Annotated in this window: 20 protein-coding genes and 1 tRNA gene; 11 read left to right on the plus strand and 10 right to left on the minus strand. The window is 56.2% G+C overall.

What is annotated here, in order from left to right; all coding sequences use genetic code 11:
• Positions 1–98 precede the first annotated feature (98 nt).
• The 6 genes from YBN1229_RS04440 to phnC all read right to left on the minus strand — a co-directional run bounded on the left by YBN1229_RS04440 (position 99) and on the right by phnC (position 6,054).
• The gene (locus YBN1229_RS04440) at positions 99–1,460 is read right to left on the minus strand and encodes a fatty acid desaturase family protein (RefSeq protein WP_046476993.1); all 1,362 of its coding nucleotides are present in this window, start codon (positions 1,458–1,460) and stop codon (positions 99–101) included.
• Between the two features lie 230 nt (positions 1,461–1,690).
• Positions 1,691–2,548, minus strand: coding sequence for a LysR family transcriptional regulator (locus YBN1229_RS04445; protein WP_046476994.1), 858 nt, complete (start codon positions 2,546–2,548; stop codon positions 1,691–1,693).
• Between the two features lie 29 nt (positions 2,549–2,577).
• Complete coding sequence (locus YBN1229_RS04450) at positions 2,578–3,570, minus strand: NAD(P)-dependent oxidoreductase (RefSeq protein ID WP_052743700.1); 993 nt, start codon at positions 3,568–3,570, stop codon at positions 2,578–2,580.
• Between the two features lie 10 nt (positions 3,571–3,580).
• The gene (phnE, locus tag YBN1229_RS18625) at positions 3,581–4,384 is read right to left on the minus strand and encodes a phosphonate ABC transporter, permease protein PhnE (RefSeq protein WP_046476997.1); all 804 of its coding nucleotides are present in this window, start codon (positions 4,382–4,384) and stop codon (positions 3,581–3,583) included.
• Between the two features lie 6 nt (positions 4,385–4,390).
• A complete protein-coding gene (gene phnD / locus YBN1229_RS18630) occupies positions 4,391–5,263 on the minus strand; it encodes a phosphate/phosphite/phosphonate ABC transporter substrate-binding protein (protein WP_046476999.1) in 873 nt (290 codons plus the stop codon).
• A 29-nt stretch (positions 5,264–5,292) separates the two neighbouring features.
• Positions 5,293–6,054 carry a phosphonate ABC transporter ATP-binding protein gene (gene phnC / locus YBN1229_RS04465; protein ID WP_046477002.1) on the minus strand — a complete coding sequence of 254 codons (762 nt, stop codon included), beginning with the start codon at positions 6,052–6,054 and terminating at the stop codon, positions 5,293–5,295.
• A 215-nt stretch (positions 6,055–6,269) separates the two neighbouring features.
• On the opposite strand from phnC, the gene YBN1229_RS04470 reads away from it, so the two are divergent.
• Positions 6,270–7,739 (plus strand): AMP nucleosidase, encoded by a 1,470-nt coding sequence (locus tag YBN1229_RS04470; RefSeq protein WP_432264127.1) that lies wholly within the window; start codon positions 6,270–6,272, stop codon positions 7,737–7,739.
• Between the two features lie 10 nt (positions 7,740–7,749).
• On the opposite strand, the gene YBN1229_RS04475 is transcribed toward YBN1229_RS04470, so the two are convergent.
• Positions 7,750–8,205, minus strand: coding sequence for an SRPBCC domain-containing protein (locus YBN1229_RS04475; RefSeq protein ID WP_046477004.1), 456 nt, complete (start codon positions 8,203–8,205; stop codon positions 7,750–7,752).
• Between the two features lie 51 nt (positions 8,206–8,256).
• On the opposite strand from YBN1229_RS04475, the gene YBN1229_RS04480 reads away from it, so the two are divergent.
• A complete protein-coding gene (locus tag YBN1229_RS04480; RefSeq protein ID WP_046477006.1) occupies positions 8,257–8,586 on the plus strand; it encodes an ArsR/SmtB family transcription factor in 330 nt (109 codons plus the stop codon).
• A gap of 158 nt (positions 8,587–8,744) precedes the next feature.
• On the plus strand, positions 8,745–9,110 hold the full coding sequence (locus YBN1229_RS04485) for a GFA family protein (protein WP_280136732.1): 366 nt from the start codon (positions 8,745–8,747) through the stop codon (positions 9,108–9,110).
• Positions 9,111–9,134: 24 nt separating this feature from the next.
• On the opposite strand, the gene YBN1229_RS04490 is transcribed toward YBN1229_RS04485, so the two are convergent.
• Positions 9,135–9,872: a DUF4336 domain-containing protein gene (locus YBN1229_RS04490; protein WP_046477008.1), complete on the minus strand. Its 738-nt coding sequence runs from the start codon at positions 9,870–9,872 to the stop codon at positions 9,135–9,137.
• A 430-nt stretch (positions 9,873–10,302) separates the two neighbouring features.
• Here YBN1229_RS04490 and YBN1229_RS04500 point away from each other — a divergent pair, with 430 nt between their 5' ends.
• Entirely contained in the window at positions 10,303–11,901 is a 1,599-nt protein-coding gene (locus YBN1229_RS04500) for a glucan biosynthesis protein (protein ID WP_052743702.1), read from the plus strand.
• 90 nt (positions 11,902–11,991) lie between these two features.
• Here YBN1229_RS04500 and YBN1229_RS04505 read toward each other — a convergent pair whose 3' ends face one another.
• A complete protein-coding gene (locus tag YBN1229_RS04505) occupies positions 11,992–13,140 on the minus strand; it encodes a putative sulfate/molybdate transporter (RefSeq protein WP_046477017.1) in 1,149 nt (382 codons plus the stop codon).
• Between the two features lie 283 nt (positions 13,141–13,423).
• On the opposite strand from YBN1229_RS04505, the gene YBN1229_RS04510 reads away from it, so the two are divergent.
• The 3 genes from YBN1229_RS04510 (at position 13,424) to YBN1229_RS04520 (ending at position 15,256) form a co-directional block, all read left to right on the plus strand.
• Entirely contained in the window at positions 13,424–14,350 is a 927-nt protein-coding gene (locus YBN1229_RS04510; protein WP_046477021.1) for an ABC transporter ATP-binding protein, read from the plus strand.
• Positions 14,347–15,108, plus strand: a complete 762-nt coding sequence (locus YBN1229_RS04515; RefSeq protein WP_046477024.1) for an ABC transporter permease — start codon at positions 14,347–14,349, stop codon at positions 15,106–15,108. Before YBN1229_RS04510 ends, YBN1229_RS04515 begins: the two co-directional genes overlap by 4 nt.
• A gap of 72 nt (positions 15,109–15,180) precedes the next feature.
• Positions 15,181–15,256 (plus strand) — tRNA-Arg (locus YBN1229_RS04520).
• 75 nt (positions 15,257–15,331) lie between these two features.
• Here the strand turns inward: YBN1229_RS04520 and ppk2 are convergent.
• On the minus strand, positions 15,332–16,261 hold the full coding sequence (gene ppk2 / locus YBN1229_RS04525; RefSeq protein WP_244465006.1) for a polyphosphate kinase 2: 930 nt from the start codon (positions 16,259–16,261) through the stop codon (positions 15,332–15,334).
• A gap of 307 nt (positions 16,262–16,568) precedes the next feature.
• On the opposite strand from ppk2, the gene YBN1229_RS04530 reads away from it, so the two are divergent.
• The 4 genes from YBN1229_RS04530 to YBN1229_RS04545 all read left to right on the plus strand — a co-directional run bounded on the left by YBN1229_RS04530 (position 16,569) and on the right by YBN1229_RS04545 (position 19,809).
• The gene (locus YBN1229_RS04530; RefSeq protein WP_046477027.1) at positions 16,569–17,171 is read left to right on the plus strand and encodes a 2-hydroxychromene-2-carboxylate isomerase; all 603 of its coding nucleotides are present in this window, start codon (positions 16,569–16,571) and stop codon (positions 17,169–17,171) included.
• 141 nt (positions 17,172–17,312) lie between these two features.
• Positions 17,313–17,807: an ATP-dependent zinc protease family protein gene (locus YBN1229_RS04535; RefSeq protein ID WP_046477032.1), complete on the plus strand. Its 495-nt coding sequence runs from the start codon at positions 17,313–17,315 to the stop codon at positions 17,805–17,807.
• 55 nt (positions 17,808–17,862) lie between these two features.
• On the plus strand, positions 17,863–18,768 hold the full coding sequence (gene rimK / locus YBN1229_RS04540; protein ID WP_046477038.1) for a 30S ribosomal protein S6--L-glutamate ligase: 906 nt from the start codon (positions 17,863–17,865) through the stop codon (positions 18,766–18,768).
• Between the two features lie 3 nt (positions 18,769–18,771).
• Positions 18,772–19,809 (plus strand): succinylglutamate desuccinylase/aspartoacylase family protein, encoded by a 1,038-nt coding sequence (locus YBN1229_RS04545; protein ID WP_046477043.1) that lies wholly within the window; start codon positions 18,772–18,774, stop codon positions 19,807–19,809.
• Positions 19,810–19,820: the final 11 nt, after the last annotated feature.

Here is a 19,820-nt window from a genome sequence, read left to right on the forward strand (position 1 = left end):
GCGGTTCCCGGGGGTCAAAACTCGTTGAGCCGGTACGTATCACAGATCACTGACGCGAACTCTCGGAACATCCTTAGCATTCCGAACCGGCGGAAAAATTACCAAACCCGCCCACGCTGAGAAGCCTCGACGTGCTCCTTGATGCGCGCAGCGTCCTTTATCTCAGCATCCTCGAGCGTACTCTCATTGATAAAGATATCATCGCCATGAATGGCATATTCAGGCCCAAGAACCTCGACGATTGACGGGTTGCCTTCGCGACTGACACCCGTCCAACCCTTCACGATCCTTCCCTTCTCCGCATACTCAGGATCACGCAGTAAGAGGCTGTGTAGATCCTTCAGTTTGTAGTGCGGAACCGACGCGAAGAGGTGATGCGGCAGATGGTAATCCATACCCAATGGGAACACCGCGTAGCGGCTGATAGGATCGACGAGAAAAACACGCGAATTGGTCAAACGTCCCCGGTCGGCATTGCCATGCTGAACCCACTCTCTGAGAACCATGAATATGGGGAACGTCGTGAAAAGCGGCAAAATCCACAATAGCCCATAATAACCCCAGGCGGGCGCGCCCGTCAGATACTCAGCCAGTGTCAACGCTCCGTAGACAACCGCCAAATAACTCATGCGTCCGATAATCGTCGCGCGATCTGAGATGACCGGCCGAACCCGGCTTCTTGGAAAATGCGACTCTGGGATAAATGCGTAATAGGCCACCATCGCAATCCAGGTCACGCCGAGAAAGATAGCGGCCGCAGCATAGTAGCCAAACGCAACCAAGCCTACCATTACGAGCGGAACTCCGACGGCAAAGAGTATGCCGATCTGAGTCGCCAACGGGCTCGCCACGTGGTCACCATCAGAAAACGGATTGCTATCCTGCGGCATTGCGCTGTGCTTGGCGCGTGAGACCATGTATTTCAGTAGGTTAACCGGCCAAACGAGCCGAAAAAATCCCTTCGCGAGCTCCATGTGGGTGACTGGAAAGTCGAGCCAGTGTCCGCTCTCGGCTGCCTGCGTCGCGATGGGATCGCGGTCAGGATCGTTCACAAACTGATGGTGTGCAAAATGATGCAAACGATAGGCTTGCGTTGAAGTGTAGATTGGAAAACCGCCCAACCAGTCGGAAGCGAGCTCATTCAGTTTCCGGTCGGCAAAGAGGATGTAGTGCGTCCCCTCGTGAATAACGCCCCCCAATTGATGTTGAGACGCGCCCATCGCAAGAACCGCAAGAATCGTGATCGGTATCAACCAAGCGAAAGCGAGCGCACCAGCAGCATACGACTGATACGCCCATATCGTAATCACAGCGGTACCGATAATTACCGCGTAAATACCCGCGATATAACGAAAGTTCGTAACGTTATCGCGCGCCTTAAGAGCTTGGATTTCCTCAGAAGAATAGCGGCGACCCGTTGCTCTAGGGTTATCGGTTGCAATGGCAGGACTTGTGCTCATGCTGACGCCTTTCTGTAGGCACTTTCGCTTGCACCAACGCCCAACTCCGCACAACGTTGCGGAATTGGGCATCAATCTACCGGATTCAAGTTCGGCGATGTATACGCCAACTTATAGGGTCTAATTAGGTGAAACGAGTGAGACCACCTGCATAGGGGCCGACTGCGGCAATAATTTTCAGTTGCAAATATGCTTCACAAAAGGCGCTGACTGAACAAAGAACTGAAATTTTAGTTCACGCACGTCGCCAAAAATTTCATCGCCGGAGCCGTCGACGGCAAACCATCAGGCACAATAACCTTTATCTCTTTTGCAAGTTCAATCCCTTCCAAGGGAAGCATCACGAGTTGACCGCTTGCCACCTCATCGGTCACCGCTGCTTCAAGAACGATTGATGCGCCGCGCCCCGCACGAACTGCCCGCTTCACGGCTTCCGTGCTTCCAAAGCCCTCGGTCGTCTTCAAGCGATCTGCCAACGCCCCAAACTGCTGTTGCAGCAACCGGCCGGTTCCAGTGCCAGGTTCCCCCCCGAGAAGCGGTTCCGTCACCAACTCCTGGACATTCACCGCCTCGAGGCTTGCCCATCGATGCTTAGGCCCGACGATGACAACCAGCGGTTCACGCGACCATGTTTGAGCGACAAACCCCTTTCGCGGCTCCCACCATTCCATCACGGCGAGATCGGATTCACCTCTTTGGATCCGCTCCGCAACGTCGATATTCCGACCAATCCACATTTCGACTTCAATGTCGGTCTCTCTTTGGAAAGCTGCAACGGGTTGCTGCAGCATATATGTGCCGATGTTGCTCGCGGCAGCTACGCGCAGCCACGGTTGATGTACGAGGATGCTCAAACGCTCGGCCGTCGTCACTAACGCACGCGCCAGAGGAAGCAAACGCGCGCCTTGTGGCGTTAGGCCGAACGCACCGCGATCGCGCGCGATCAGCGGCGTCGCCAGTTCTTCTTCCAATTGCCGGATGTGATCGGCGACTGTTGAGGGTGCCAGATCGAGCTGGCGTGCAGCCGCTCTGACACCACGAACCTCAACGACCGTCAGGAACGTACGTGCATGAATCAGATTGAGCATCTTCTTCGTTGTTTGCGAGGTTAAACCGCTTAAAGACGCGGCTTGTTAACGGCACCACTCGGAACTACGCCTGCGAGCGCTTCCTTTATACTTCTGGCCGCAGACAATTCGATTTCACGACGCACCGTATCTACCGCTGAACCGATATGGGGCGTCAGCACGGTACGTGCCTGCGGCGCCGTCAACCTCGGATCAATTGTACGGGGCCTATCGGCACGCGCCCAATCTTCGCATTCGAAGACGTCCGCCGCGTACCCGCCAAGATGCCCACTCTCCAGCGCATCCGCCACGGCACCCTCATCAACCAGCGAACCGCGCGCCGGATTGACCAGCAAAGCACCTGGTTTCATTTGACGGATCGCATGCGCACCAATCATGCCCATTGTGTCGTTCGTCAGAGGCAATCCAAGAATGACAACATCCGACTGACTAAGAACCTCTGGTAGATTGAGCCTTTCCACCCCGGCCACACTCCCCAAGCCGCCATGCGCATCAAACGCAACGATGCGACACCCGAAACCGGACAGACAGCGCGCAATGGTTTGCCCAACGCGTCCAAATCCGATGATGCCGACCGTGGCGCCATTGAGCCCCGTACCATAGTGCTCGGGCCGCCAGCCATGAAACCCGGATTGGCGGATGGACGCATCACCGAACCGGACATGTCGCCCGAGAGCGATCGTCAGTCCAACCGCCAGCTCCGCAGTCGGCTCAGTCAGGAGATCTGGCACGATAGTCACCCAGATGCCGCGTTCGCTGGCCGCCGCGACATCGATATTGTCAAACCCCTTCAATGCCGCACCGATGACCTTGAGTTTTGGGCATCGATCAAGGAACGCACGATCAATACAGTCCGGCATAAAGGCCATGACGCCGGTAGCATCTTCGCACCGCGCCACAACGTCGTCGTAAGCCCAAGGCTCGGACTGGTCGTTCGCAACAAGGCGTGCAACAACATCAAACGCTGTGCGTGTTTCAGAGAAAGTACGATTCGTCAGAACGACGAGCGGAAGTTCATTCATCGGGTCACCGTTACTTGAGAGATTTACGTAGGTAAGCGCCGATACTGTCGACAATCACCACGCAGACGAGAATTGAAAGCAAGATGGCCGACACCTGATCGTAAGCCAGCAGTCGAAGCGCTGCCATGAGTTCGAATCCGATGCCACCCGCACCGACAATGCCGAGAACTGCGGAGGCACGGAAATGGTACTCCCAGCGATAAACCGTGACGTCGGTCAGTTGCGGCAGAACCTGGGGCATTACCGCATGTAGGATGACTTGCATCGGCGTCGCACCGGCTGCCCGCGCCGCTTCCAGCGGCTTAGGGTCGACGTGCTCAATGGCTTCCGCATAGAATTTCCCGACCATGCCGACTGAGTGCAGAGCCAGCGCCAATACGCCGGGAAGTGCCCCGAACCCCACTGCCGCGACGAACAGCACCCCCAGAATGATTTCCGGCACGGACCGCAAAAACGCAAGCAACGTCCGCACCACGAACAAAACAACAGAATGGGGACTGGTATTCGGCGCCGCGAGGATCGCGAGCGGTAACGAAAAGACAACTGCGAGAGCCGTGCCTGCGATCGACATCGCAAGGGTGTCGAATAAAGGTTTCACCCAAGACTGCCATCGGCTGAAATCCGGAGGCATCATCTCGGAGGCAAGTTGAAGGATCGCCGGCCCACTTTCCGCAAAGCGTTCGGCATCAAAAAAGCCGGTGATCGCCAGTGAGGCGAGACACGCGGCGAGGACCGCTGCGACGAGCCCCACCCCGCGTAAAGCGGAGCGGCGCTCCTCTGCCAGGATCGACTCATAAGAGCGCGTTACTGACATCGATCATTACAGCTTGGCGACATCGAGGCTGAGGACTTTCGCCATGTCGCGCAACACGTCGTAGTCCTTGTCGCTTGCCGGAGCCAAAGCCTCGACACGGAAGAGCTGAAGGATTTCCGGATCCTTAAGTTCAATGAAAGCCTTTCTGATTTCTTCTTTCAGCTCAGGTTTCAGATAACCCTGCAGCGTCATTGGATAGTTCGGTATCGGGTCGGACAGAGCAAGCTGGCGTAGTTTCGAAGGATCGATCTTCTTGGTTTCGACCAACACGCGATAAATCGTCTCCGACAATGCTCCGGCAGGGGCTTGGCCCGCGGCAACAGCGCGTGCAACGGCGTCGTGCTTGCCCAAGTGAACCGGTTTGTAATCGGTATCGCCAATAAGACCGTTCTTCGCGAGCAGGGCGCGCGGAGCGAGGTGGCTCGACGTGGAAGCCTGATCACCAAAAGCGAAAGGATGACCTTTGATGTCGGCGAGCGTCTTCACCGGGCCATCGACGTTTGCAATCAGGATCGATTGATAGTTTGGCTTACCCTTTTCAACGCCAACAGCGAACGGCTCGATTTCCGGCGCCTTGGACTTTGCGAGCACGTAAGAGAACGGACCGAAATAGGCGACCTCGATACGGCCAAACCGCATGGCCTCGATCATCGACGAATAATCTGTAGTAACAATGATCTCTACGTCCTTTTTGAGCGTCTTTTCCAGATACGCCTTTAAGGGCTGCGCGTTCTGGATGATCGTTGCAGCATTCTCATCCGGAAGGAGCGCGACGCGCAGCTTATCTGGGTCGGCTTTGTCGGCGGCCATGGCCTGCTGCCCCGTGAAGGCGCAAAGACCAACAAGGATCGAAGCCGCGATGAAGTGACGGCGCTTCATGATACTACCTCTCACGATTTTGAAGGGTCCTACTCTGCCGCTTCCGCCAACCGCGGTTGATCGGCATGGTAGATTTCATCGAGCGCATCCGGCCTGAGCGTGTCCGGATTACCCTCGAATACGATGCGCCCCTGGGCCAGACCGATCACGTGATCGGCGTACCTGCGGGCAAGATCGACTTGGTGGAGACTGATGATCGCAGTGATTCCGTCTTCACGGCAGATGCGATGCAGATCGTCTAGAACCTTGACAGCCGTAGCGGGATCCAAACTCGCTACAGGTTCATCCGCGAGAATTGTCTCCGGCCTTTGCGCCATAGCGCGCGCGATACCAACACGCTGTTGCTGCCCCCCGGAGAGCTGATCGGCGCGATGAAGCGCGCGGTCAACGAGACCCACGCGCCCCAGCGCTTCCAATGCGATCATCCGATCTGCACGCGGCAGTGGGAGCATCGATCGGAAGGTGCTGTGCGCCGCGAGGCGCCCCGTCAGAACATTCTCAAGCGCGGTCAACCGGCCAATGAGATGATGCTGTTGGAACACCATACCGGTCGAACGGCGATGCGCTCTCAAAGCTGAACGTCTAGCGAAAATGGAACCGCGTCCCTCGACGCGAACCTCGCCGCGCGTCGGCCGGACAAGACCGTTGAGTGTCCGCAGCAAAGTCGATTTGCCCGCTCCTGACGCTCCGAGCAACACGATGAATTGGCCGCGCTTAAAGGTTAGACTGGTCGGATGGAGAGCGGTAACGCCGTTGGAATAGGTGACCGCGACGTCATGGACTGAAAGCATGAAAGCATCCCCTCTGTCCGTCGCTTACGTTGATCGGATAATCCGAACAATATTAAGCAACGTTCGGTTATGCCGATTACCAACCCTACATGACACGCCAATGACAGAAAGCGCTCTTCGTTGAAGCCCGTGAGTGATTATCTTCTCAGGCAACATGCCCAGCGCGGAGCACACCTAGGAAGAAGAGCGCAGCAATTTCCAGATTGAAGGCCGTGGTGACAAAACTGAAAACGTTCAGAAACCTCAAACCTGAAGAAGCCGTTGAACACCTTGAACGGCTCTACCGAAAAGCAACGAGCGCACTCGAAAAAGCCCTCGATAGATATCTTCTCGAACGGCGCATGCCCTCGCCGGAAGAACGCAGCGCATTTTGCTACCCACGCCTGCGCGTTCTCTACAAGGACGTACCACAGCCGCCGCCGGTAAGTCGGCGCGCGTTCGCAAAGCTGCAACGGGCCGGAATCTACGAAACGACCATCACACATCCCGGCTTCTTCCGCGCCTATCTGCTGGAACAACTCGGCCCCTTGGTCGATGAATACGGTGCTGCAATCGAGGTCACCTCAAGCAGCCAGGAAATTCCCTACACCTACGTTTTCGAACGCACAGACGAAATTGCAAAAGCGGGCGTTACGGCAGGAGAGCTCGCGAGATATTTCCCGACGCCGAACCTCGCCGCCGTCGGCGACGAAATCGCTGACGGATTGATCGAACCGAAGCCTGGACGTGCCTATCCGCTCATGCTCTTCGACGCGGCTCGAGTCGACTACTCGCTACGCCGCCTTGTTCATTACACGGGCAGTGATTGGCGACACACGCAGCGATGGGTACTGCTCACCAACTATCACCGCTATATCGATCAGTTTGTTCAGCTTGCGATCGGACAACTGCTGCCAAGCGGTCAGTTCCAAAAGTTGATCATGCCCGGCAACATCGAGATCACGGCCGGCATGGAACAATCGGAGGCAGAGGATCGCATCGCCGCCTCCCAATGGCATCGATATCAAATGCCCGCCTACCATCTGGTCGCGGAAGGAGGTGAAGGCGTTTCGCTCATCAACATCGGCGTCGGGCCCCCCAATGCGAAGAACATAACCGATCACCTCGCTGTACTCCGCCCGCATTGCTGGCTGATGGTGGGCCATTGTGGTGGCCTACGCGAGAGCCAGTCCATCGGCGACTATGTGCTGGCACATGCCTACCTGCGCCAGGATCACATCCTCGACGCCCTGATTCCACCAGACATCCCCATACCCGCCCTAGCCGAGATCCAGGTTGCCTTGCAGGACGCCGCTGCTCAGGTGACGGGACAATATGGTGATGCCCTGAAACAGCGATTGCGTACCGGCACGGTCGTGACCAACGATGACCGCAATTGGGAGCTCCGCTTCGCGCAAGAACGCAGACGCATCAACCTCTCGCGCGCCATAGCCGTCGACATGGAAAGCGGTACGATCGCAGCCCAGGGATTTCGACTTCGGGTGCCTTATGGAACCTTGCTCTGCGTATCGGACAAGCCCCTGCATGGTGAGATCAAGCTGCCGGGCGCCGCCAACGCATTTTATGAAACCGCTGTCGCACAACACCTCGAAATCGGCCTGACCGCGATTGAACTTCTCAAGGATCGTCGCGAATCCCTCCACTCACGTAAACTACGCTCATTCGACGAGCCGCCGTTCCGCTAAGCGACGACGGCTACGCCGTCTCCGCTCCGCAAACAGCGCCTGTCCTCAGGTTGATGCCAAACTCAAGGTAAGCCTTCAGGCAGCACATCATGTGCATCCACCCACCGGCGTTGCCATAGGAAGCCTCAATGCCCGTGGGATTGGGACGCCACCCCGACTCTTTGATTAGCACCAACGTGCTTTCATCTTCGACCGCAAGGAAGGTCATCTCCACACATGTGCGGTAATCTCCGTCTTCCGCAGGCCACTCGAAAACAATGCGTTCGCTTGGGCGTACCTCACGAACAACCACGTCAATGGCCTCCGGCACTTCAGCGAATTTCCATCGCACCGTCACGCCTTCCACCAACGGCCCATTCGTGGACTGAATGAAGTAGCGTGTGAGCTTGTCGGGATTAACGACAGCATCAAAAACTTCAGCCACCGGCTTTCCGATTTTAAGCTGAACTTGGAACTTCGGCTCCATCGACTGACCTCCATTTGCGACGGCTCCGAAGATATGTTATAGTTTTATAACATGTCAAACATCGATACCGACGATCTGATCTTTAAGGCACTTGCGGATTCGCGACGTCGCCAGATTCTGGATCTGCTCAAGAGCGCTCCGCGTACGACCGGCGAACTGTGCGATCATTTTAAAGATGCGCTCGACCGATGCACTGTGATGCAGCACATGAAGGTGCTTGAACGTGCCGGCCTGATCGTTGTTCGACGGGAAGGCAGAAATCGCTGGAACTACCTGAACGCTGCCCCATTCAAGGAAATCCACGATCGCTGGATTTCGCCCTACGCACATGAAGCTGTCGAACTGCTCGCCCGGCTCAAACACGACTTGGAAGGAACTTAAGCGATTAGGACACATGCCGCGGCGCTGCTAGCATTACGGAGTTGCCTGAACTACCATCGTTTGCATCGCTCCAAAAAAAGCGACACAAATCAAGGGAGGTAAAATTGCAAACAATCAACGCCGAAGGAGGATGTCTATGCGGTGAAATCCGGTTCCGGGTGAACGGGCCATTGCTAGGCTCCGCCGCATGTCATTGTCGTGATTGCCAACACGTATGTGGTGGTGCGCCAGCCTATGTAGTCGTGGTCTCAAAATCATCACTGAACATCACCAAAGGCCAGCCTGCGAGTTACGCCAACACCGCCGAAAGCGGTGCCCAAAGGACGCGGCAATTCTGCGGCACCTGCGGCAGCCCACTGTTCGCCACCGACACCAGTTTTCCCGATGTTGTTTCAATCAAGGTCGGCAGCCTGGATGATCCATCCTTGTTCAAGTCCGAAGCTCAGTTTTGGACGGGATCGGCGCCACCCTGGCACCTGATTGATCCCAACGTTCCGCAGTTTCCGAAAGGACCCGAAAGTTAAGACTGCAGATCATTCCAACGCGCTTCAATTGAGTATCCACCTGAAGGCGCGCCGTAACTCGGCCGCGCCATTCGCTGGATACCATCGTCCGTGAGCGATGATGACACGCTCTGGATCCCACGAGATCATTGTCTCGATGGCCGCGCGAAGCTGCGGTTTCTGCCGCACAAAAGTCAGTCGCATGTCGCGCGGCATCTGGCCGTCGGGATCTTGCACACCGCCGGCCCAGGTCAACATACGCATGACCAAACCAAGTTTCTGCGGTTCGAAGTTCTCGATGAAATCCGTCAGAATGAGTGTCCGGCTGGCGCGGTGAAAGAACTCGACTTCCGTCATGAAGTCCCCCACGACCGGCAGTGTGTCGATGGCCTCGTCCCAGGGATATCCGTGCTCAGCCTCAAGCGGTAAGGCAGCGAAATCGATGCGGTCTCCCGCTTGCTCCTTTATGCGGGGCGCCAGATAGACATCCGCATCTGCAAAGGCTTCCCGCCACTCCGGAATCCACCAATAGTGGATCCGGTTGGGTCCGATGATCCAACGCGGACAACCCAACGCTTCGACTTCGGCTTTTAAATCGCGCGTCAGCGGGGTGGGAGAATGCACAAACAGATCTCCACCCGCCAGCCGGACAATGCTCATGCGGGTTGGAAAAGGCATCTTGAACATGGGCATGCCGAAGCGAATGAGTGGCCCATCCACAATCCATACGTCGTCCGCCACCGGCTTCAGAGTATTGAGAGGGGCGTACTGTTCGACGGCCATGGTTATTGGTTATCTCTGGGACTCGAAGGGCGAAGGTCAAATCTTTCGGCAAATTCGGATATCAGACCCGCGTCATCCTGACACGGGCAGGCACTATCTCCACACAGAAGTTCCGCTCTACACCAAACGTCAAAATTTGTACGTCAATTCAATGAAGTTATGGCTGGATAGTCCCCCAAAAAACGCTGGGTTCAACGACAGTTAGTTAGTTAATTACAGCCACGAATATGCCGAAGTGTCCTTTTAAGCGCTGAATTAACCAATAGGTAAACGGAACCTAGCCAGCCCTATGGCTCTTTGGCACCCGGTTTACAGATCTCGCGAGAGCACGCCGATCTAGAAGAACACCTGGAAATTCACCGCCCGCTATCCAAATATCCGCCAAAGTTCCAAATGCGAGTCCCCTACTAGATAAGGGCACGAACGCGCCATGACCTCACTAAACCGACGAGACCTTTTCCGCACCACTGCCGGCCTAGCGGTCTTTATGGGACTCCCCCCCGCTCTTCGCCCGGCACTGGCGCAAGAAGCCCCCGGCACTCCATTTAGCTACGAGGAACTCGTCGCAAGAGCACGCCGTATGGCGAAAGAGGCCTACGTGCCGCCCTACCGCCCGATGCCGGACGTCATTCAACAGATCGACTATGAGCAGCATGGCAAGCTGAAGTTTAAGCCCGATCGCGCTCCGTATGCGAATGGAGGCGGAGCCTATCCGCTCAACTTCTTCCACCTGGGCCAGTACTTCGGCAAAGCCGTCAAAATGCATCTCGTCGAAAGCGGTATCGCCCGCGAGGTCCCATATAACCCATCCCTATTCGAAATGCCGGAAGACAGCCCCGCGCGCAAATTGCCTCCGGATTCCGGTTTTGCTGGCTTCCGTTTGCAAGAATGGAACGGAGCCTCGGATTGGCGCACACAGGATTGGGTAGCTTTTCTTGGTGCTTCCTACTTCCGAGCCATTGGCGCACTCGGCCAGTACGGTCTTTCGGCACGCGGAGTTGCCATCGATGCAGCTGTTCCAAACAAGGCCGAGGAGTTTCCCGACTTCACGGAGTTCTACATTGCAGAACAGGCCGACCCCGAAACTCCGGTGATTGTCTGCGCACTTCTCAATGGTCCAAGCATTACGGGAGCGTTCCGTTTTGCGTTGAAGCGTGGCCGCGACCGTAGCAAGGGCGTGGTGATGGACATCGAATCCGCCCTCTACCTACGGCGCGATGTCGAACGGCTCGGCCTCATTCCGCTGACCTCTATGTTCTGGTACGGCGAATACGGTCGCGAGCGTATCCGTGACTGGCGTCCGGAAGTCCATGACTCGGATGGCTTGGCGATGTGGACGGGAAGCGGTGAACGAATTTGGCGCCCGCTCAACAATCCGCCCTCCGCCACGGTCTCTGCGTTCGAGGACAACAATCCGCGCGGTTTCGGCCTCCTGCAACGCGATCGCAATTTCGATCACTACCAAGATGGCGTGATGTACGACCGCCGTCCGAGCTTATGGGTTGAGCCGCTCAAACCGCTTGGGAAAGGCTCCATAGAACTTCTCGAAATTCCAACCGACGACGAAATTCACGACAACATCGGCGCATTCTGGGTTCCAGCAGGCAAGGCAAAAGCGGGCAACGAGTATACGCTGAACTACCGCTTGCATTGGCTCGCGGACGAACCCTATCCCGCTGAAAATATAGCCACCACGACAGCGACACGGATTGGCAACGGTGGGGAACCAGGTAAACCGCGTCCACCAAACAACTACCGGTTTGCCGTCGAATTCAACCGCCCATCGGTTATGACGAAAATCCCATATGGCGTCTTCCCGGAAGTGAAGGTCACAGCCTCAACGGGCAGAGTTATCCGGACGTTCGCAGAGCCCGTACCGAACGGGAATATCTGGCGCGCAGTCTTCGATCTGGAGGTAGAGCCACGCGAAATCGCCGAGCTACGCATGTATCTGGAGCTAAACGGCGAGCCACTGACGGAAACATGGCTCTATCAATTCGATCACCGCAACATCTCGACCTTTGGCTGAGCTAAGTTTGACCGCCGGTTGCCATGTCCGGTGACGCAAGCCAACAGGTAGTGGGCTGGGCCGCGCCACCGGCCCACATCACCTGATTGATCAGATGTTCGCACGCTTCTGAAGGTGACGGACGACAGCCACACGAACAAGCTCAGCACCCGATCCAGCGACGAGGCCCCAGAACGGATCGAACCACACCGTTACACCAGCTGTTGCGGCGATCACCGGCCAGCACGATGGCTTGCAATCAAACAGCCGCCGCGTCAGCGCCAACTCTCCTGCAGCTACGATCAACAGTGCCCCAAGTCCGGCCGCTGGCACCGCCGAAATAGCATCGAGGCCAAGTCCGCCCGGCAAAAGAGCAAACATAAGCAGCGTGACACCGATCAGAAGAGGCGCAGCCCCGCTTCGGGCACCAAAGCGATAATGCGCCGCCAAGCCTCCGGCTCCATGGCACATTGGCAGCGCTCCAAACGGCGTCAGCAACAAGTTCGCCAGCCCGCTCGAAATCGACAAACGCCCCGGCGTCACGTGCGAAGCACGTTCTCCGAAATAGTCCCCCGCGATAAGCGCTGTCAGGACCACGGCATTGGCGAGCGTCAGCGGGAGCTGCGGCAGCACATACAGCGACAACGCTTGTTGGATGTCCTCCACGGAAGGCACGGACGGAACAGAAATCATCGCCGACGCCGCGATGTTCCCCGCGATCCCTGGTACATCGAACACCTGCGCCAGAACCACCGCGACAGCGACTGCGATCAGTGCCGAAGGATATCCTGGGAGGCGACCCAGGCCGAGTACCAGGCCAAGCGTCACAAAGGCCAAAAGCGGCGCGGTCGCCATTAATCCGAGGCTCACCAGGGCAAGGGCGATGCCGAGACCAAGTTGAAGCCCCGCAAGCACCGACTGCGGCACGAGCCGAGCCAATCGCGTCATCCACCCTGTCGCCCCCAGCAGGAGCAGGACGGCACCGATAATGACACCGCTGGCAACAAGCGTTTCGTGGCTGAGTTGCGCCGTCAGCAGCACGGCCGCCACAACTTTCATAGGTTGGACAGGAATAGGCAGGCGATAATAAAGCGCGGTCCCGATGTAGAAGACCGCAAAGCCGAGAAGAACTGGCATCGGCGCCAATCCAGCAACCGCAATGGTCCCAAGAGTCAGCGGCAACAAGGTGCCGAGGTCACCCATGGCACCGTTGACCTCGCGCAGATTGAAAATGAACCTCTCGCCCTTTTGCACCACCACAGCCTCAGTTTTCCCGGTCCCGAACACAACGGATCAATAAAACACTCAAATAGGAGCCGGCCCCCTTAATCTGACTTACTCCTTTCTCGCCGCGAAATGAATACCCCGAGAAAAAGCTCATCGGAGACGACGTCTATTGTCGGACTTCTCATACACGCCCCGGTGTGTTAGCCCCAGCCACCAATCATAAGCGCATCGGCTAACACGCCTTGGAAATGACAACCCGCTACCCCAAGTAACTCGCCGCCGAGCCATTCAATCTCACCTCCTTAAGCAGATCTTCATGCCTCCAACGATTTCCGTTGCCAATCTGTCCAAGACCTATGCCTCGGGCTTTCAGGCCCTCAAAGGCATAGATCTTGAAATTCGTTCCGGCGAGATCTTCGCGCTGTTAGGCCCCAACGGCGCCGGCAAAACCACGCTCATCAGTATCATCTGCGGGATTGTCTCACCGAGCGGCGGCTCGGTCCACGTGAACGGCCACGACATCATTACAGACTATCGCACGACGCGCTCCTTGATCGGCTTAGTCCCTCAAGAATTACCCAACAACGCCTTTGAATCCGTCTGGGACACTGTCGCCTTCAGCCGCGGCCTGTTCGGAAAACCGCCAAATCCGGCACACATCGAGAAAGTCCTGCGCGATCTTTCGCTTTGGGACAAAAAAGACAACAGGATCATGACGCTGTCCGGCGGCATGAAGCGGCGCGTACTGATCGCCAAGGCCCTGTCTCATGAGCCACGAATCCTTTTCCTCGATGAACCGACAGCAGGCGTCGACGTCGAACTGCGAAAAGACATGTGGCGGATTGTGCGGGATTTACGTGATTCTGGTGTCACGATAATTCTGACGACGCACTACATCGAAGAAGCTGAAGAGATGGCCGACCGCATCGGCGTCATCAACAACGGCGAATTGATACTCGTCGAAGACAAATCGACCTTGATGCACAAGCTGGGCAAGAAGCAGCTCATCTTGCAGCTTCATCACCCGCTCGAGAAGATCCCATCTGCGCTTGCCTCACGCGGACTCACCCTTTCAGACGACGCGATGGAACTTGTCTATACCTACGATACGCAGGGAGAGCGCACCGGCATCACGTCCTTGTTGGCTGAACTCAATGAAGCAGGCATCAAGTTCAAGGACCTCAGCACAACACAAAGCTCGCTCGAACAGATCTTCGTCAGCCTGGTGAAACGACCCTCATGAATTTCCGCGCCGTACAAGCAATTTATCTCTTTGAGCTGGCCCGCACGTGGCGCACGCTGATGCAAAGCATCGTCTCGCCGGTCATATCGACGTCACTCTACTTCGTAGTGTTCGGCGGGGCCATCGGCTCCCGCATCACGCAGATTGACGGGATCGACTACGGGTCATTCATCGTACCGGGCCTGATCATGCTCCAGCTCTTGACGCAGAGCATCGCGAACGCATCATTCGGCATCTACTTCCCGAAGTTTACCGGCACGATCTACGAGCTCTTATCCGCCCCCGTCTCTTACTTCGAAATCGTTTTAGGATACGTGGGCGCCGCTGCCACCAAGTCCATAATTCTGGGGCTGATTATATTGGCGACTGCCGGCCTGTTCGTTCCGATTCAAATCGCCCACCCAATCTGGATGGTTGCCTTCTTAGTACTCACCTCTGTCACCTTCAGCCTCTTCGGATTCATTATCGGAATTTGGGCTGATGGCTTTGAGAAGTTGCAGATCATTCCTCTGCTCGTCGTGACGCCGCTAACGTTTCTGGGCGGAACATTTTATTCGATAAACATGCTTCCACCCGTCTGGCAGACGGTGACGTTGTTCAATCCCGTCGTATATCTCGTCAGTGGCTTTCGTTGGAGCTTCTTCGGCGTCGCCGATCTTAATGTTGGTCTCAGTCTGACAATGACGCTGGCCTTCCTGGTCCTTTGTCTGGTCATCATCGCCTGGATCTTCAAAACCGGCTACCAGATCAAGAACTAACCAGCCGCCCCAAAACACTGGACTCTTGCTGGAAGATCATGAGACACCACAAGGGAATAGATTTGTAGAACCGGTCCCGTAGCTCAACGGATAGAGCACTTGGCTTCGAACCAAGGGGTTGGAGGTTCGAGTCCTTCCGGGATCGCCACTAGCGCACCAAAGACAACACAAGAATGCACCCTCGATGCCCAGTCAAAGACATCGAGGGCTTTGAGCTGCGCAATCAGAAAATCTTAGGAACGTACAGCTCCGGCGGCAGCGTCTTCCGGTCGTAGTCCGGATTGAAGATTCGCTCAGGCAGTTGGACCTTGTCCGTCGGCACGTCTTCGTAAGGTATCTTAGAGAGGATGTGTTCGATGCAGTTGAGGCGTTCACGCTTCTTGTCATTGCCTTCAACAATATACCAAGGCGCTTCCGGGATGTTCGTGCGCTCGAACATCTCCTCCTTTGCTTTAGTATAATCCTCCCATCGCACGCGGGACTGCAAGTCCATCGGTGAGAGCTTCCATTGCTTCATGGGATCTTCAATACGGATCTTGAATCGCAGCTGTTGTTCCGCATCCGTGATCGAAAGCCAGTATTTGAGAACGATGATGCCAGAGCGCACGAGCATGCGTTCAAACTCAGGAACGTCACGGAAAAAGTCTTCCACCTGGGCTTCGCTCGCAAACCCCATCACGCGTTCCACACCGGCGCGATTATACCAGGAGCGATCAAACAGAACCATTTCGCCGCCGGAGGGTAGGTGAGGCACGTAGCGCTGAAAGTACCACTGTGTCTGCTCACGCTCCGTCGGCTTCGGCAGCGCAACGACACGAGCAATACGTGGATTAAGCCGCTGGGTGATGCGTTTGATTACACCGCCTTTGCCGGCCGAATCGCGGCCTTCAAAAATAATCAGAATCCTTGAGCCGGTATACTCGACCCACGTTTGCAGCTTGATCAGTTCAGCCTGAAGTCGAAGCAAGTGTACGATATACGTGCGCCGGTCGAGCGCATTGGGATGCGCCTCACGGTACATGCGGCGAAGCTCCGCACTCAGCATGGGCTCTGAGAGCTCAGCCTCAAGCGTTTCATCAAGCGTCTCTTCGAGTTCAGCTTCAAGCCAATTGGGATTGGCACCATCACCCATGTCTTCGATCCAGTCCTGCATGTATCCGGAAAAAAATCGACACTTTCCCACGACAACGAAAGTGCTTTGTCGTGGGACAGTTTCATCGCGAATTTTAAAGCTTTCATGTCACTGCGCGAGCCGTGACACAATTTCACAAATTCCGTGCTCGGATACCCCAAACCAAGGCATTGATTACAATAAGAAACATGATATTTTCCGTCTCAGCCGAACGATACAAGTTTCCTTACACAAACTCCGCTTTAGAACAGCATCTAACACCGAGCGCGCATGTCATATGACAGCTGCAAACGCGTACGGGTCTATTGACAGAGCGAGGGTCTAGCCCGTGACCAAGCCCATAGAATTCTGGTTCGATTTCTCTTCCGGGTATGCGTTCTTCGCCGCGGCACGCATTGAAGCTCTCGCAAAGCGAGTCGAACGTCAGGTGCTGTGGCGCCCCTATATGCTCGGAACGGCCTACCAGGTGACCGGCGCACGCGGACTGTCATCCACACCACTCAAACGCGACTATGCACGACGTGACTGGGCCCGTCTTGCACGCGCAGAAGGTTTGGAGTTTCACCTCCCCAAAAACCACCCCCTGATCGCGTTGGCGGCAACCCGAGCATTCTATTGGATCGAGTCTCAAGATGCGGCAGCCGCACCCCGTTTTGCCCAACGTGTATTCGCCGAATATTACGGCAACGGGCTGGACACGTCCGACATCGTCGCAGTCTCATCCTTAGCACCTGAATTTAACGCCACGCCCGAAGCGCTTGTGCAGGGAGCCCAGAGTCCGGAAATTAAGGCACATACAAAATCCCTGGCAGAAGGAGCCATCGCCCGGGGCGTCTTCGGATCACCCTTTTTCTTCGCGGACGACGAACCCTTCTGGGGATGGGACCGTATGGGCATGATGGAGGATTGGTTGAAAAAAGGCGGTTGGTAACCGCGTTACCCACCCATCCGCTGACCGGGCCGCATTCTAGGGTGGATGCGTGATTCAATGCCCAATCTTATGCATTGTGCGCAACGAACATCCTCACACGCAGGCATTGCTTGCCAGCATCCCGGAATCGGAGCTCCAAAGATGGGCCAAAACCGTGAAGAGATCAGACCCCGCGGCTCGGTGGCCAAACCTCAAAGAAAACGTAGCGATAAACCCCGTATTGGCTGGCGCGAGTGGGTTCAGCTACCGGAACTAGGCGGCGCCATAGTTAAAGCGAAAGTCGATACCGGGGCACGCACCTCGGCATTGCATGCATGGAATATCAAAACCATAACCCGCAACGGAAAACGCTTCGTCCAATTCGACCTCCACCCCCTGCAGAGGAATGATCAACACGCTCTATCCTGCGAAGCACAACTGCTCGACCAAAGGTCAATCCGCAATTCTGGCGGACAAACTCAAATTCGCCACATAGTTCGCACCCTGGTGCAGCTGGGCCCCTACACTTGGCCGATTGAACTGTCACTCACGCAACGCGACGAAATGGGCTTCCGCATGCTCCTTGGCCGATCGGCCGTACGTAGCAAATTCCTCATCGATCCCGGACGTTCGTTCATTCTCGGCCAGCAAGCCTGAGAAACTATACATCCCCATAGCTGCCCACCTTTGAGAAGGTGAACAGGAGACGGCAATGAAGATCGCGCTCATGTGCGTGAACCCAAAACTCTATACGCACCGCCGCCTCATAGAAGTTGCTGAACAACGTGGGCATCAGATCGATGTGATCCCGACCCTGCGGGTGACGATCAATATCGCTTCTCACAAGCCCTCGCTTTATCTCAACGGACAACTTCTGAGCGGTTACGATGCCGTCATTCCGCGCATCGGCGCATCCATCACGTTCTTTGGACTGGCCGTATTGCGCCAGTTCGAAATGATGGGCGTCTATCCTCTAAACGAATCCGTCGGCATCGGCCGTTCCCGCGACAAACTGCGGTCCATGCAGCTCCTGTCCCGCAAGGGTATCGGCCTGCCTGTAACAATTTTCGCGCAAGATCCTAAAAAGGCGGCTGAAGTCGTGGAGCTCGCAGGCGGGGCACCGGTCGTGATCAAGCTCCTGGAGGGAACACAAGGGATCGGCGTTGTCCTCGCTGAAACTCCGAAATCGGCGCAGTCTGTTATCGAAGCCTTTGCCGGCGCCAACGTAAACATCCTTGTCCAGGAGTTCATCAAGGAAGCTGGCGGCAGCGACATCCGCTGTTTTGTCATCGGAGATCGCGTCATCGCAGCTATGCAGCGCCAAGGGGCTGAAGGTGATTTCCGCTCAAACTTGCACCGGGGCGGCACGGCAACCCCTATCCGCATCACGCCACAGGAACGCGCAGCAGCTGTAGGTGCCGCGAAAGCCATGGGCCTTAACGTCTGCGGCGTCGACATGCTGCGCGCGAACCATGGACCGGTTATTATGGAGGTAAACTCATCTCCCGGAATTGAAGGCCTGGAAAAGGCCACAGGTATCGATGTCGCCAGCAAAATGATCGAATTTCTCGAAACACACGCAAAGCCTGGCAAAACCCGAACGAAAGGCCGAGGTTAACGCGTGCGAACTCCATTCAAAATCGGCGGGGCATCGGTGACAGCAGGTAGCCAAGGCCTCGTCGATTTGCCGGTCGCACACCTCTCGAACCACACGCCGGTTACCCTGCCAATACGCGTTGTACATGGCCGCCGCGACGGACCCACACTATTTGTCAGCGCAGCCCTACACGGTGATGAAATCCTCGGAGTCGAAATTATCCGGCGGCTGCTGAATACGCCGGGCCTGAAATCGCTACAGGGCACGTTGTTGTGCGTGCCTATCGTCAATGTGTTCGGCTTCCTCAGCAAAAGCCGGTATCTGCCCGACGGCCGCGACCTCAACCGGATGTTCCCCGGCTATCTCCATGGCTCACTCGCCGCTCAGCTGGCGCATCTCTTCATGGAACAAATCGCACGGCGCTCGGACTTCGGAATTGACCTCCATTCCGGCTCCAACAATCGCGCAAACCTCCCACAGCTTCGGGTGGACGTCGTGACGCCGGAGTTGAGAGATCTCGCGGAAGCTTTCGGCGCGCCCGTCATCCTGCAATCCGGTCTGCGTGAGGGATCATTGCGCAAAGCCGCACGCGAAGCTGGGTTGGAAGTCATCGTCTACGAAGCCGGCGAAGCCCTGCGTCTCGACGAGTTTTCCGTACGCGGTGGCGTGAGAGGCATTTTGCACGTGATGCATCATCTGGGCATGCTCGGCCCAAAACACGCGAACCGCCAAAAACACAGATCCGTCTTTGCGACGTCCAGCAAATGGATACGGGCACCGGATGGAGGGATTTTTCGCGCCCTCAGAGGCTTGGGCGACAGCATCGCCGCTGGTGATATCATCGGCGGCATCACCAATCCATATGAAGGCACCGATGTCCCCGTCCTCGCTGAAGTAGACGGCATCATCATCGGCAGAACGAATGTTTCGGTTGTGAATCGCGCCGATGCCTTGTTCCATGTCGCGAAGGTCGCGCATCCGAAACCAGCAACCGGCCAGATCGGTGGAATCTCCGATGCGATTGGAGAAGATCCGATCTTCGACGAGGACGAAATCGTCTAAGATAAGAAACA

Source organism: Candidatus Filomicrobium marinum (genome assembly GCF_000981545.1).
GTDB classification, from domain to species: domain Bacteria; phylum Pseudomonadota; class Alphaproteobacteria; order Rhizobiales; family Hyphomicrobiaceae; genus Filomicrobium; species Filomicrobium insigne.

Bases quoted from the DNA above. Each gene is read 5' to 3' on its own strand.
- YBN1229_RS04500 (WP_052743702.1), top strand. From the start codon at position 10,303: ATGACCTCACTAAACCGACGAGACCTTTTCCGCACCACTGCCGGCCTA.
- phnE (WP_046476997.1), bottom strand. From the start codon at position 4,384: ATGTCAGTAACGCGCTCTTATGAGTCGATCCTGGCAGAGGAGCGCCGC.
- YBN1229_RS04445 (WP_046476994.1), bottom strand. From the start codon at position 2,548: ATGCTCAATCTGATTCATGCACGTACGTTCCTGACGGTCGTTGAGGTT.
- YBN1229_RS04490 (WP_046477008.1), bottom strand. From the start codon at position 9,872: ATGGCCGTCGAACAGTACGCCCCTCTCAATACTCTGAAGCCGGTGGCG.
- YBN1229_RS04510 (WP_046477021.1), top strand. From the start codon at position 13,424: ATGCCTCCAACGATTTCCGTTGCCAATCTGTCCAAGACCTATGCCTCG.
- phnC (WP_046477002.1), bottom strand. From the start codon at position 6,054: ATGCTTTCAGTCCATGACGTCGCGGTCACCTATTCCAACGGCGTTACC.
- YBN1229_RS04480 (WP_046477006.1), top strand. From the start codon at position 8,257: ATGTCAAACATCGATACCGACGATCTGATCTTTAAGGCACTTGCGGAT.
- YBN1229_RS04450 (WP_052743700.1), bottom strand. From the start codon at position 3,570: ATGAATGAACTTCCGCTCGTCGTTCTGACGAATCGTACTTTCTCTGAA.
- phnD (WP_046476999.1), bottom strand. From the start codon at position 5,263: ATGAAGCGCCGTCACTTCATCGCGGCTTCGATCCTTGTTGGTCTTTGC.
- YBN1229_RS04515 (WP_046477024.1), top strand. From the start codon at position 14,347: ATGAATTTCCGCGCCGTACAAGCAATTTATCTCTTTGAGCTGGCCCGC.
- YBN1229_RS04440 (WP_046476993.1), bottom strand. From the start codon at position 1,460: ATGAGCACAAGTCCTGCCATTGCAACCGATAACCCTAGAGCAACGGGT.
- rimK (WP_046477038.1), top strand. From the start codon at position 17,863: ATGAAGATCGCGCTCATGTGCGTGAACCCAAAACTCTATACGCACCGC.
- ppk2 (WP_244465006.1), bottom strand. From the start codon at position 16,261: ATGCAGGACTGGATCGAAGACATGGGTGATGGTGCCAATCCCAATTGG.
- YBN1229_RS04475 (WP_046477004.1), bottom strand. From the start codon at position 8,205: ATGGAGCCGAAGTTCCAAGTTCAGCTTAAAATCGGAAAGCCGGTGGCT.
- YBN1229_RS04535 (WP_046477032.1), top strand. From the start codon at position 17,313: ATGGGCCAAAACCGTGAAGAGATCAGACCCCGCGGCTCGGTGGCCAAA.